Consider the following 12,919-nt stretch of genomic DNA (forward strand, 5'->3'; position numbering starts at 1 on the left):
CCCGTCCGAGGACTCCATCGACCGTGGACCCGTCGCGCATCATCGACTCGTTTCCGGCTCCCAGTTTCCGCGGCGCGCAGGAGCGGGCCCTGCGCGACATCCGCGACGCCTTCGCCGACGGCAACGACGTGGTCTTGGTCCGCGCGCCGACCGGGAGCGGGAAGTCGCTTCTCGCCCGCGCCATCGCGGGGTCGGCGGCGACCGTCGACGAGACCTCGCCCGCGCAGGCGACCGACGCCTACTACACGACCCCGCAGGTGTCGCAACTGGACGACGTGGCCGAGGACGACCTGCTTTCGGACCTCAAGATAATCCGCGGTAAGTCCAACTACAACTGCATCATCCGCGGGGAGGAAGACACCCCCGTCGACCGCGCCCCCTGCGCCCGCAAGCGCGGCTTCGACTGCTCGGTCCGGCACCGCTGTCCGTACTTCTCCGACCGCGCTATCGCGTCGAACCGCCAAATCGCGGCGATGACGCTCGCGTACTTCATGCAGACCGCCGGCTCCGACGTGTTCAGAAAGCGCGACGTGGTCGTCGTCGACGAGGCCCACGGGCTGGCCGAGTGGGCCGAGATGTACGCGACTATCGACCTGAAGCCCCGGACCGTGCCGGTGTGGGACGACATCGGCGTCCCCGACGTGGCGGCCGCGGGCGACCCCGTCGAGCGCGCCTCGCGCTTCGCGGAGGCGCTCGTCGGCGTCTGCAAGCGCGAGAAAGACGAGTTGCTGACGAAGTCCGAACTGACGCCCGAGGAGGCCGCCCGCCGCGACCGCCTGCAGGAACTCATCGGCGAACTGCAGTGGTTCGTCGAGGACTACCGCGACCCCCAGAGCCCGACGACGTGGGTCGTCGACCAGCACGACGGCGAGGGGTCGCCCATCGCCATCAAGCCGCTCGACCCCGCGAAGTACCTCAAACACACCGTCTGGGACCGCGGGAACAAGTTCGCGCTCCTGTCGGCGACCATCCTCAACAAGGCGGCGTTCTGCCGCTCGGTCGGCCTCGACCCCTCGAAGGTCGCGCTCGTGGACGTCGAACACACCTTCCCCGTCGAGAACCGGCCGCTGTACGACGTGACACAGGGGAAGATGACCTACGAGCACCGGGACGAGACGCTGCCCAAAATCGCCCGGCTCGCCGTTCGCCTGATGGCGAAACACCCCGACGAGAAGGGGCTGATTCACTGCCACTCGTATGCGATTCAGGCTGAGCTTCGCCGCCGCCTCGCCGAGATGGGCCTCGGCAACCGCGTCCGCGGCCACGACCGCGACGACCGAAACGTCGAACTGGAGACGTGGAAGGCGACCGACCGCCCGGAGGTGTTCCTCTCGGTGAAGATGGAGGAGGCGCTGGACCTGAAGGGCGACCTCTGTCGCTGGCAGGTGCTCTGCAAAGCGCCCTATCTCAACACGAACGACTCCAGAGTCGCCCGTCGCCTCGAAGACGGCCAGTGGGCGTGGTACCGCCGCGCCGCCCTCCGGACCGTGATTCAGGCGTGCGGCCGGGTCGTGCGCGCGCCCGACGACTACGGCGACACCTACGTCGCCGACAGCAGCCTGCTCCAACTGTTCGACAAGACGCGGACGGACATGCCCGACTGGTTCGCCGCGCAGGTCGACCGGATGACGAAACCGGACCTCCCCGAGTTCGACCCCGTCGCGGCCGGCGGCCGCGGAGGCAACGCGGGTAACGCGACCGGCGGGACCGCGAACCTCGGCGGCTCGGCGAGTCGGTCGTCCGGTACGTCCGGGTCCGGCTCGGGCTCCGGTTCGCGGCGCGACTCGACTCGCGGTTCGGGGTCCTCGGGAAGTCGTGCGGGCGGCTCCGGCGGCGCGTCGGCCGGCGGTTCCGGTGGCCGTAGCGGTGGCCGCTCGTCCGGCGACTCCGACGACGGCGGCCGGAGCAACCACCCGCTTTCCGACGTGTGGGGCGAGTGACTACAGGACGAACGCGGCCGCGGAGAACAGCGACGACCCGATCATGAGCGCGACGAGCGTCAGCGCGAGGAACTGCTGTCTGTCCATGGGCGTGCGTCGGCCGGCCGGTAATTAACGTTTCTGAACCGATTTCCACGGGTGATAACCGCGTTTCGGTCGGCGGGTCGCCCCGATGGTGTCATGCCATTACGTCCCGTCTGAACGGCAAAAATCGCCACAGTGTCCAAGAGAGTCGCCGCCTCCGATACATTTCCTCAATGATTGTTAATGGTCTTAGCTGTTTGACGAACGAGTCTCGGATATTTGGTGACGCATGTAAAGCTATAGTTCACCTAACTTTGTCTTTGACACGCTTTCTCACGAAATAGTTAACACCAATGCCCCTGAATGATGGAGTATCGGCCATGCACACCAACGCACTCGCCACGGCGATGACACTGTATCGTAGTGGGGCACTCACACTCTCGCAGGCGGCCGCTCGCTCCGGCTACTCCGAAGACGACCTGCTCCTCGCCCTCCAGCGCCACGGCGTGCCCGTGCACGAAGACGACGCGCCGACCGCGTCCCTCTCTGCGGACCGGCCGGCCAGCGCCGACTGATTCTGCTCCGTCGTTCGATTATCTCCCGTTCCTGAGCGACCGCTTTTCGCGTTTCGTTGCCGGACCGCTCACGATTCGTAAAAACGCAAACGCCGTCGCAACCGCGGTCCGTCTCTCCTCCTTGGGCGGCTTACTCCTCGCCTTCGCCCTCGACGACTTCCTCGGGGAGGATGTGCAGTCCCGACCGGCTCTTGAGGACCGGTACCATCGCGGCGTCGGGGTCGAAGTAGTCCGGCCGCGGGATGGTCTTCGCCTCGTACGTCTCGGGGTCGAGCACCTGCACGGCGTGTTCGTCCTCGACGGTGACGACGGTGGTCTCTTCTGCGTCCTCGACGGAGCCGAGGTCCTCGGCCTCGGGGCGCTCGCCCTCCTCGAACTCCGACTCGTAGGGGTCGCCGGAGGTGAGTCGCGTCCCCTTGAGTCGCCCGCGGTTGCTCCGCACCAGCACCGGGCCGTCGCCGTCCTCGGGGTCGATGACGTCGCCGGCGGTGTACCGCGGCAGGCGGGCGACGAAGGTGACGCGGTAGACCTCGTTGCCGTCGCCGTCTTCCGTGACGAGCGTCGGGTGTTCCTCGATGGTGCCGCCGAAGCGCTCGCGAATCTGCTTCGCGACGCCGCTTCCCATCTGGTTGGTCGATATCTTGATGTTCGGGCCGTCCGGCGTCCGGTTCACCTCGGTGATGAAGGCGTTGCGGTCGCCTTTGTCCTCGCGTTCGGCGATGTAGGACTCGGCGATTTCGATGGCCGTCTCGGCCTCCTCCGTCGTCGGCGTTCGGTCGTCGGCGCGGACCTGCACGAGGCTGGCGAAGTAGCCGCCGGCGATGCGGCCGCAGCGCTGGCAGGTCTCGCGGGCGATGCTCACCGGGACGACGACGGACTCTTCCAGCGGCGTGCCGCGGACGACGCCCGAGAAGTGGCAGTGCATCCGGATGTTGTTCTGGTCGACCTGCTCGGGTTCGACGCCCCAGCGGACCTCCTCCGCGTTGAGGTGGACGCCGAGGGAGTTCGAAACCTCCTCGATGGCGATGTCGGTGTAGTCGCGCGCGCCGACGTCGACCCACCGGTTGCCCCGGTGAATCGCGCCGCACTGCGCGCAGACGCGGACCTGCACCTCGTCGGGCGCGTCCACGAGGTCGAAGTCCTCGAAGTAACACGAGTCACAGAGCACGTCGTCTCGCTCGCGCGGCATCCCGGGGAGCGGTTCCGGCCGCTCCGGAACCGGGTCGCCGCACCGAGGGCAGAAGTCGCGGGATTCGCTCATTGGCGGCTCTAGTCCGTTCGACCGCTTAAGTTCGGCGTCACGGCTCGCCGTCGCCCCCGTCGCGCAGGTACGACGCGGCCTCCTCGTCGGACACCTGCGCGAAGTCGCGGTAGAACGCGCCGACGGCCCCGAACGCCTCCGGCGACTCGACCGCGACGACCGCGTCGCACTCGGCTTCGAGGTCCGAGAGGGTGTTCGGCGGCCCGACCGGCACCGCGAGAACGACGCGGTCTGCGCCTCCCGCGACGACCTGCCGCAGGCACGCGCGGGCGGTCGCGCCCGTGGCGACGCCGTCGTCGACGACGACCACGCGCTTTCCGGCCACGTCGGGAAGCGGGTCGCCGCCGCGGTACAGCGACACCTTCTCTCTGGCCGCCTCGGCCTCGCGCTCGCGCTCGCGGTCGAGGTAGTCGTCGCCCACGTCGAGATACGAAAGGAGGTCCTCGTTCCACCAGGCGCTCCCGTCGCCGGCGACCGCCCCCACGGCTAGTTCGGGGTTGCCCGGCGCGCCGACCTTGGACGCGACAACCACGTCGAGCGGGGCTCTGAGGCGGTCCGCGACCTCCCTGCCGACGGGGAGGCCGCCCCGCGGGATGGCCAACACGAGGTCCGCCGTCTCTTCTCTCCCGTCGAGCAGGTCCGCCAGCCGGCGGCCCGCGTCTTCCCTATCGGCGAACATGTCACCCGGAACTACGCGCTCCCGCGGCAAAACGGTGTGTCCCGATTCTTCACGAGTCGGACGGTCGCGTGCGACTCCTTCGCACTCCAACAGCGTTTATTAGCCGGATTACTAATCAGGTGGTATGAACTGGAAACCGGACTGGGGACTTCGCGGGCGGATGGCGCTCACGATGTTCCTCCTGTTCGCCCTCTACATCGTCTTCGCGGGGGTGTTGGCGTGGTACTTCACGAACCTGAGCGTAGTTGTCGGGTTCATGGCCATCTTCCTCTTCGCGCAGTTCTTCTTCAGCGACAAAATCGCGCTGTACAGCATGGGTGCGAGCGTCGTCGACGAGGACGACGGCCCGCAGGCGCGCAAGCTCCACGCGATGGTCGGTCGCCTCTCTCAGCAGGCTGACCTCCCGAAGCCGAAGGTCGCCATCGCCGACACGCGCGTCCCGAACGCCTTCGCGACGGGCCGCTCCCAGAAGAGTTCGGCCGTCTGCGTCACGACCGGCCTGATGGACACTCTCGACGACGACGAGTTGGAGGGCGTCATCGCCCACGAACTCGCGCACGTGAAGAACCGCGACGTGATGGTCATGACCATCGCGTCGTTCCTCTCCAGTATCGCCTTCCTCATCGTCCGCTGGGGCTGGCTCTTCGGCGGCGACGACAACCGACAGAACGTGCCGGTCATCGTCGCCATCATCGCGTCGCTCGTCGTCTGGATCATCTCGTACCTCCTGATTCGGGCGCTCTCGCGGTACCGCGAGTACGCCGCCGACCGCGGGGCCGCCGTCATCACCGGCCGTCCCTCGGCGCTGGCGTCCGCGCTCCTCAAGATTTCGGGCCGGATGGACAACGTCCCGAAGCGCGACATGCGCGACTCCTCGGAGATGAACGCGTTCTTCATCATCCCCATCAAGTCCGACTTCATCGGTCGCCTGTTCAGCACTCACCCCTCCACCGAGAACCGCGTCGAGCGCCTCCGCGACATGGAGCGCGAGATGGAGACCGTCTAAGCGCCGATGGGGCTGTTCGATTCATTCCGCGCCGTGCTCGGCATCAGCGCCGAGTCCGACGCGACCACGAAAGCGGACCCCGAGGACCTCTTCGGGATGAGCACGGCGTACCTCACGATGGAGGCGGACCTCCGATTCGACTCGGCCGACGAGGCGGCGCTGTGTTTCTCCTCCGTCGACAGCACCGACTTCGCCGACACCGTCGACGCCGTGGAGGACATCCTCACCGCCGGAAGCGAGGAGACGGGCACCGAGTTCCGCCGGCACACCGACGGCCACGGCTACAACTGGGTCGTCCTCGCCGACGACGACCCCGAGGACCTCGTGACGAGCGTCCACTTCGCCGCCGACGAGTTCATCGAGCGCGGCTACGGGTCGCGCCTGCTCGCCGCCCTGTTCGGCTTCGAGCGCGACGGCGACCGCGCCTACTGGATTTACTCGTTCCGCCGCGGTGCGTACTACCCCTTCGCCCCGCAGGGCACCTCGTCGCGGAACCAGAGCCTGGAGTTCAAACTCGAATCCGTCCTCGACGGCGAACTGGAGATAGAGGACGACGAGAGCTACTGGTACCCGCTGTGGCCCTCGACGCCGAACGGCCACCCGTGGGAGTGACCGCGCGCCTCCGGCGTTCCTGACTCCCTCGTAGTCGGTCCCCGTTCCCCTCCCGTTCTGTTCGGTTCTACTTTCGCGCCGGCCCGCGCTCTCAGCCGAGTTCGGAACCCGCTCAGTCTCTCCTCCGTCCGTCCCAGTTCCCGCGACATCGCGCTTGAACCTCCGCACCGACCTGATTTCCGACCCCACCGCGTCGCCCGTTTTCACTTTCACTTCGCTGTTAACGAGGGTTTATGAGGGTATAGGCGGAACGACTGGGTATGGCAGAAGACGACCTCGAAAGTCTCCCCGGCGTCGGCCCGGCGACGGCCGACAAGCTCACCGACACCGGCTACGACAGCTATCAGTCCATCGCGGTCGCCAGCCCCGGCGAGCTGTCGAACAAGGCCGACATCGGCTCCAGCACGGCCTCCGACATCATCAACGCGGCCCGCGACGCGGCCGACGTGGGCGGCTTCGAGACCGGCTCGATGGTCCTCGAACGACGCCAGCAGATCGGCAAGCTGAGCTGGCAGATCGACGAAGTGGACGAACTCCTCGGCGGCGGCCTCGAAACGCAGTCCATCACCGAGGTGTACGGCGAGTTCGGTGCCGGGAAGTCCCAGATCACCCACCAGCTCGCGGTCAACGTCCAGCTCCCGCCGGAACTCGGCGGCCTCGGCGGCGGCTGTATCTTCATCGACTCCGAGGACACGTTCCGCCCCGAGCGTATCGACGACATGGTCCGCGGCCTCGAAGACGAGGCGCTCGAAGCGACGCTCGAAGACCGCGACATGGAGGGCTCCATCGACGACGAGGAGACGATGAAGGCGCTCGTCGACGACTTCCTCGACAAGATTCACGTCGCCAAGGCGTTCAACTCCAACCACCAGATTCTCCTCGCCGAGAAGGCCAAGGAGCTCGCCGGCGAACACGAGGACACCGAGTGGCCGGTCCGTCTCCTCTGTGTGGACTCGCTCACCGCCCACTTCCGCGCCGAGTACGTCGGCCGCGGCGAACTCGCGGAGCGCCAGCAGAAGCTCAACAAGCACCTCCACGACCTGATGCGCATCGGCGACCTGTTCAACACGGGCATCCTCGTGACGAATCAGGTCGCGTCGAACCCCGACTCCTACTTCGGCGACCCGACTCAGCCCATCGGCGGTAACATCCTCGGCCACACCTCGACGTTCCGCATCTACCTCCGCAAGTCCAAGGGCGACAAGCGTATCGTCCGCCTCGTTGACGCGCCGAACCTCGCCGACGGCGAGGCCATCATGCGCGTGCAGGACGCCGGTCTCAAGCCCGAGTAAGCCGACGCTCGGTCGGTCGGCCGACTTCACACGACTCCGCGGTCCCCGTTCCCCCACACGCCCTCCGTCTCACCCCACATTCTCCCCTTCCCCCGTCGCCCGAGCGACCGCGCCGTCTCTCGGTTCCCATAATCTTGGAAACGTCTTACAATACTATCCCGTCACCGCCCCACCGTTCAGGTAGGTGAACTCCATGACGAACCGAATCGTAGTCGTTGGCGGTGGTACGGGTGGGACGGTCGTTTCGAACCGTCTCGCGGAGGAACTCGAATCGGAGATTGACGCCGGTGACGTGGAGGTGACGCTGGTTTCGGACGACACGAAGCACGTCTACAAGCCGGTGTTCTTGTACGTCCCGTTCGGGGTCGCGGAGCCGGAGGACGGCGTCCGCGACCTGCGGGACCTCGTCGACGAGCGGGTGACCATCGTCACCAACCGCGTCCGCCGCGTCGACACCGACGAAAAGCGCCTCTACTGTCAGGACGGCCACGAGGTGCTCGACTACGACACGCTCGTCCTCGCGACCGGCGCGAAGCTCGACCCCGACGCGGTCCCCGGCTTCCGGGAGGGCGCACACCACTTCTACAGCGCCGAGGGGGCCGAAGGCTCCGCGACGCGCTCGCGGAGTTCGACGGCGGTCGCCTCGTGTTGAGCGTCGTCGGGACGCCCCACATGTGCCCGGCCGCGCCGCTCGAATTCACGTTCATCGTGGACGACTGGCTCCGGGATCAGGGTCTGCGCGAGGACACCGACCTCGTCTACACGTACCCGATGGAGCGGAGCCACGGGAAGCCCGAAGTCGCCGAGTGGGCCGACCCGATTCTGGCCGACCGCGGCGTCCGCGTCGAGACCGACTTCGTCGTCGACGCCGTCGACCCCGACGAACGGGTCGTCTCGGCGAAAAGCGGCGCGGAGGTGGACTACGACCTGCTGGTCGGCATCCCGCCGCACCGCGGCGACGAACTCATCGTCGACTCCGGGCTCGGCGACGCCGGCTGGGTCGACGTCGACCAGCGGACCCTCCGCGCGACCGCCGCCGAGGACGTGTACGCCATCGGCGACACGGCGGCGCTGCCCATCCCGAAAGCCGGGAGCGCGGCGCACTTCCAGGCCTTCGCGGTCGCGGAGCGAATCGCCGCGGAAGTCCGCGGCCGCACGCCGACGAAGCGGTACGACGGCAAGACCGTCTGTTTCGTCGAGACCGGCCTCAACGAGGCGTCGTTCGTCTCGTTCGACTACGAGACGCCCGCGACGATGCGCCAGCCGTCGAAGCCCATCCACTGGGCGAAACACGCGTACAACGAATCGTACTGGCTGACCGCCAGGGGGATGCTCTGAGGTGAGACAAATGCAGGACCACGAACCTACCACGACGACCGAACAGCAGGTACCCGACGAACTCGTGCGGGCCATCGAGAACAACCCCGAGGAGGTCGCGCTCCTCGTCGAGCGAATGGGTCTCGTCAACGACCTCATCGACGTGCTCGAACTCGGCGTCGGCGCGCTCGACGACGAGATGGTCCGGTCGCTCGCGCGGACCGGGACCTCCCTCGCGGAAGTCGCAGACGACGCCTCCGACCCCGACACCGTCGCCGGGATGAAGCGCCTGCTCCGCGCCGTCGGCGACGCTGAGGAGGCGGAGGCGACGCCCGTGGGCGCGGTCGGCCTCCTGCGGGCCACCCGCGACCCCGAGGTCAAGGCGGGACTCGGCTACCTCGTCGCGCTGGCGGCGGCGCTCGGCGCGGGGACGGCAGAGGAATAGCTCGAACCGCGTTCGGTTCGCCGGGTCACCGCCGCGCCGAAGTCGGCTCAGTCGTCGCCGTCTTCGGTCTTCGTCCGCTCGATTTCTATCTCGCCGTCGTGAATCTTCGCGCCGTCCTGTGCGACCTGTCGCGCGAGCACGGCGCACTTGATGCGCATCGGCGAGATGTCGACGCCGAGCATCTCGGTGATGTCGTCGGTGTCCATCGCTTCCAGCTCCGAGAGCGTCGTGCCCGGCAGTCGCTGGGTGAGCATGCTCGCGGACGCCTGACTGATGGCACAGCCATCGCCGGAGAACGCGACGCGCTCTATGGTCTCGCCGTCGTCGGCGAGCTGCACGTCCATCGTAATCGTATCGCCGCAGGAGGGGTTCTCCCCGGTGTGGGTGAACGTCGGCGACTCCAGCCGACCGTGGTTCCGGGGGTTCTTGTAGTGGTCCATTATCTGCTGACGATACATGTCTGAGCCAATGCCCATTGGTGTTCGTCGGGGCTACGCCCGAGCGCCGTAAAAGGATTCCGGGGCCGGCGATTCGGCCGAATTCGTCGCTTACGTCGCGTCCGACGCCGACGCGTCTTCCGCCGCCGGCGCGTCGTACTTCGTCCACTTCTTTTCGACGTCGCGGTTGGCCACGACGACGGTGTCGCCCTCGTCGTTCTCGAAGCGCGTCTTTCGGAGTTCGATGGAGCTGACCGTCCCCGTCACCGGGTCGGCTTTCACCCGGTCGCCGGGGTTGAAGTCGGGGTCCCGAAGCAGGTCGACGCCCGCCACCGTGTCGGCTATCATGTTCGACAGCGCGTAGGAGACGCCCAGCGCGATGAAGCCGGTCGCGGTGCCGAGGCTCGCCGCGATTTCCGTCATGCCGACGATGTTCAACAGCGCGAGCGCCGCGCCGAACCAGAGGAACACGCCCGCGACGGCGACGCCGAGTTCGACCACGAGGTCCTGTTCTTCGGGGTACAGCCCGTCGAGCACGCCGCGGACGACGAACAGCAACGCCCTGATGCCGACGTAGGCGAGCGCGAGGAAGACGACCGCCGTGAGCACCTTCGGCGCGGCGTCCTGCACCGCGGTCCCGAACTCCGCGACGGTCTCCCGGAGCGTCTCGACGAGAAAACTGGTCAGCGACTGAAGCATACGCTCCGACGACGTGTCAGCGGGACAAAGGCATTGGGGCGACCTCGCCCCAGACGCCGCGAAAAACGGACTACTCAGGCGAACAGCTCGCGAGCCGCGTCGATACCGTCGACCAGCGCGTCGATTTCCGCTCTCGTGTTGTAGATGTAGAACGACGCCCGCGTCGAGGCCGCGACGCCGAGTTTGTCGTGGAGCGGCTGGGTGCAGTGGTCGCCGGCGCGGATGGCGACGCCCTGTTCGTTGAGGATGCTGGAGAGGTCGTGGGCGTGGACGCTGTCGAGGTTGAACGCGACGAGGCCGCCGCGGTCGTCGCCCGGCGGGCCGTAAATCTCGATGTCGTCGAACTCGCTGAGGCGGTCGTAGGCGTACTCCGCGAGCAGTTCCTCGTGGGCCTGGACGTTCTCCATGCCGATGTCGTCGAGGTAGTCCACGGCCGCGGCGAAGCCGACGCCCTGCGCGATGGGCGGCGTGCCGGCCTCGAACTTCCACGGGAGGTCCTCCCACGTGGAGTCCTCGTAGGTGACGCTCCGAATCATCTCGCCGCCGTAGAGGTACGGTTGCATCTCGTCGAGGATGTCGCGTTTGCCGTAGAGCGCGCCGATACCGGTCGGGCCGCACATCTTGTGGCCCGAGAAGGCGAAGAAGTCGGCGTCGATGGCCTCCACGTCGACCGGGCGGGTCGGGACCGACTGCGCGCCGTCGACGAAGGCGTAGGCTCCGACCTCGTGGGCCATCTCGGCGAGTTCGGAGACCGGGTTGACGGTCCCGAGGGTGTTCGAGACGTGGACGACCGACACCATCTTCGTGGAGTCGTCGATGAGCTCCTTCGCGTGCTCCATGTCGAGGCGGCCGTCGTCGTCGACGCGGATGTAGCGCACTTCGGCACCGGTCTTCTTGGCGATCTGTTGCCACGTGACCAGCGAGGCGTGGTGTTCCATCTCGGTCATGACGACCGAGTCGCCCGGCCCGAGTTCGTCGAGACCCCACGCGTAGGCGACGAGGTTCATCGACTCGGTGGTGTTCTTCGTGAAGACGACCTCCTCGCGGCCGCCGGACGCGCCGATGAACTCCGCGACGCGGTCGTGGGCGTTCTCGTAGGCGACGGAGGCCTCCTGGCTCAGATGGTGGATACCGCGGTGGACGTTCGAGTTGTAGCCGTGGTAGTAGTCGACGATGGCGTCGACGACCTGCTCCGGCGTGTGGCTCGTCGCGGCGTTGTCGAGGTAGACGAGCGGCGTGTCGTCGTCGTCGTGTTCACCCGGCGTCGAGATGTCGCCGCCGACCTTCCGCTGGAGGATGGGGAAATCCGCGCGGATGGCGTCGACGTCGACGGGGTACGACTCCTGCACTCTCATTGGGTGTGAGTTACCCCCGTAGGCACAACACGTCTTCGGTCCGCACGCGGCTTCGAAACCGATTTCGGTTTCGCCAGCCGGTAACTGTGGCCGGTGACGGTGACGCGGCGGCGACCGTGACCGCGACGCGGCGGCGACGTGTCGGTCACTCACCCAAACGAATCAAGTAGCCCACGCTCGTTTATCACCTAATGTCGAACGCCACCTCGTCCTCGCTCGCGTTTTCGAGCCTCGACGCGCTCCCGACGCAACTCGCGATTCTGGACGAGGAGGGCGTCATCGTCTACACCAACCGCGCGTGGCGGGAGTTCGGCAACGAAAACGGCTATCAGGGCGACAGCAGTTCCGTCGGCATGAACTACCTCGGCGTCTGCGACCTCAGCGGCGCCACTGACGCGACGACGGCCAGCGAGGGTATCCGCGCCGTCATCGACGGCGACAGGGAGGCGTTCTCCTTCGAATATCCCTGCGAAACGCCCGACGAGCGCCTCTGGTTCACGATGCGAGCGACCCGATTCGTCGACGGCGGCGACACCTACGTCCAGATTGCGCACCTCGATATCACCGACCGAAAGCGCGCGGAACTGGAGGCCGAAGAGAAGGCCGAACGCCTCCAGAACCTCGCCCGGATGCTCTCCCACGACCTCCGAAACCCGCTTTCTGTCGCCGTGGGCTACGTCGACTCGCTCCTCGACGAGGTGGTCGACGCCGACGGGCTCGAACAGGTCGCCGGCGCGCTCGACCGGATGGACGACATCATCACCGACGGGCTCGTGTTGGCCCGCCACGACACGGTCGGGGAGCTGTCGACCGTCGACCTCGAAACGCGAGCGGCGACCGCGTGGGCGCACGTCGACACCGGCTCGGCCGAACTCGTCGTCGCCGATTCGTTCGAGTTCCGCGCGGACCCGAGTCTGCTTGGGCACGTCTTCGAGAACCTGTTTCGGAATTCGGTCGAACACGGCGCGAACGATGGCGGCCTGACCGTCACGGTTGGCGTGCTCGGCGGCGACGGCGACGCTACGGGCTTCTACGTCGAGGACGACGGCGTCGGTATCGCCGCGGAGGCGCGCGACGAGGTGTTCGAGGCCGGCTACACCACGGGCGAGGAGGGGACCGGCCTCGGCCTGTCAATCGTCGCGCAGGCCGTCCGCGCCCACGACTGGGACGTCGCCGTCACCGAGGCCGAACGCGGCGGCGCTCGCTTCGAGATAACGGACGTCGAGCGCCCGGCGTAACGGAACGGCGTGGCGACCCGGAGAAACTGATTTTCGACG

The 12,919-nt window shown here is 67.2% G+C and carries 12 protein-coding genes and 1 pseudogene; 8 read left to right on the top strand and 5 right to left on the bottom strand.

From position 1 onward, the window contains the following. Positions 1-23: 23 nt before the first annotated feature. Together NDI65_RS14820 and NDI65_RS14825 are read left to right on the top strand one after the other, a co-directional pair. Entirely contained in the window at positions 24-1,940 is a 1,917-nt protein-coding gene (locus NDI65_RS14820; protein ID WP_089777197.1) for an ATP-dependent DNA helicase, read from the top strand. Between the two features lie 404 nt (positions 1,941-2,344). After that, positions 2,345-2,539, top strand: a complete 195-nt coding sequence (locus NDI65_RS14825) for a UPF0175 family protein (RefSeq protein ID WP_089777198.1) — start codon at positions 2,345-2,347, stop codon at positions 2,537-2,539. A 130-nt stretch (positions 2,540-2,669) separates the two neighbouring features. Here NDI65_RS14825 and NDI65_RS14830 read toward each other — a convergent pair whose 3' ends face one another. Together NDI65_RS14830 and NDI65_RS14835 are read right to left on the bottom strand one after the other, a co-directional pair. Further along, the gene (locus NDI65_RS14830) at positions 2,670-3,800 is read right to left on the bottom strand and encodes a 60S ribosomal export protein NMD3 (protein WP_089777199.1); all 1,131 of its coding nucleotides are present in this window, start codon (positions 3,798-3,800) and stop codon (positions 2,670-2,672) included. A gap of 37 nt (positions 3,801-3,837) precedes the next feature. Then, positions 3,838-4,479, bottom strand: coding sequence for a phosphoribosyltransferase family protein (locus NDI65_RS14835; RefSeq protein WP_089777200.1), 642 nt, complete (start codon positions 4,477-4,479; stop codon positions 3,838-3,840). A 124-nt stretch (positions 4,480-4,603) separates the two neighbouring features. Between NDI65_RS14835 and htpX the strand changes: the two genes are divergently transcribed. The 5 genes and pseudogenes from htpX (at position 4,604) to NDI65_RS14860 (ending at position 9,151) form a co-directional block, all read left to right on the top strand. Then, on the top strand, positions 4,604-5,485 hold the full coding sequence (gene htpX, locus NDI65_RS14840; RefSeq protein ID WP_089777201.1) for a zinc metalloprotease HtpX: 882 nt from the start codon (positions 4,604-4,606) through the stop codon (positions 5,483-5,485). Positions 5,486-5,491: 6 nt separating this feature from the next. Next, entirely contained in the window at positions 5,492-6,097 is a 606-nt protein-coding gene (locus tag NDI65_RS14845) for a hypothetical protein (RefSeq protein ID WP_089777202.1), read from the top strand. Positions 6,098-6,357: 260 nt separating this feature from the next. After that, positions 6,358-7,389 carry a DNA repair and recombination protein RadA gene (radA, locus tag NDI65_RS14850; protein WP_089777203.1) on the top strand — a complete coding sequence of 344 codons (1,032 nt, stop codon included), beginning with the start codon at positions 6,358-6,360 and terminating at the stop codon, positions 7,387-7,389. Between the two features lie 193 nt (positions 7,390-7,582). Continuing rightward, positions 7,583-8,727, top strand: a pseudogene (locus NDI65_RS14855) (FAD/NAD(P)-binding oxidoreductase). Between the two features lie 10 nt (positions 8,728-8,737). After that, positions 8,738-9,151 carry a DUF1641 domain-containing protein gene (locus NDI65_RS14860; protein ID WP_089777309.1) on the top strand — a complete coding sequence of 138 codons (414 nt, stop codon included), beginning with the start codon at positions 8,738-8,740 and terminating at the stop codon, positions 9,149-9,151. A gap of 47 nt (positions 9,152-9,198) precedes the next feature. Here NDI65_RS14860 and sufU read toward each other — a convergent pair whose 3' ends face one another. The 3 genes from sufU to sufS all read right to left on the bottom strand — a co-directional run bounded on the left by sufU (position 9,199) and on the right by sufS (position 11,636). Next, entirely contained in the window at positions 9,199-9,627 is a 429-nt protein-coding gene (gene sufU, locus NDI65_RS14865; protein WP_089777204.1) for a Fe-S cluster assembly sulfur transfer protein SufU, read from the bottom strand. Positions 9,628-9,699: 72 nt separating this feature from the next. After that, on the bottom strand, positions 9,700-10,287 hold the full coding sequence (locus NDI65_RS14870) for a mechanosensitive ion channel domain-containing protein (RefSeq protein WP_310893798.1): 588 nt from the start codon (positions 10,285-10,287) through the stop codon (positions 9,700-9,702). A gap of 74 nt (positions 10,288-10,361) precedes the next feature. After that, entirely contained in the window at positions 10,362-11,636 is a 1,275-nt protein-coding gene (sufS, locus tag NDI65_RS14875) for a bifunctional cysteine desulfurase/selenocysteine lyase SufS (RefSeq protein ID WP_226908693.1), read from the bottom strand. A gap of 197 nt (positions 11,637-11,833) precedes the next feature. On the opposite strand from sufS, the gene NDI65_RS14880 reads away from it, so the two are divergent. Then, a complete protein-coding gene (locus NDI65_RS14880; protein WP_310893799.1) occupies positions 11,834-12,880 on the top strand; it encodes an ATP-binding protein in 1,047 nt (348 codons plus the stop codon). Positions 12,881-12,919 lie beyond the last annotated feature (39 nt).

Source organism: Haloferax sp. S2CR25 (assembly GCF_031624535.1).
GTDB lineage: Archaea > Halobacteriota > Halobacteria > Halobacteriales > Haloferacaceae > Haloferax > Haloferax massiliensis.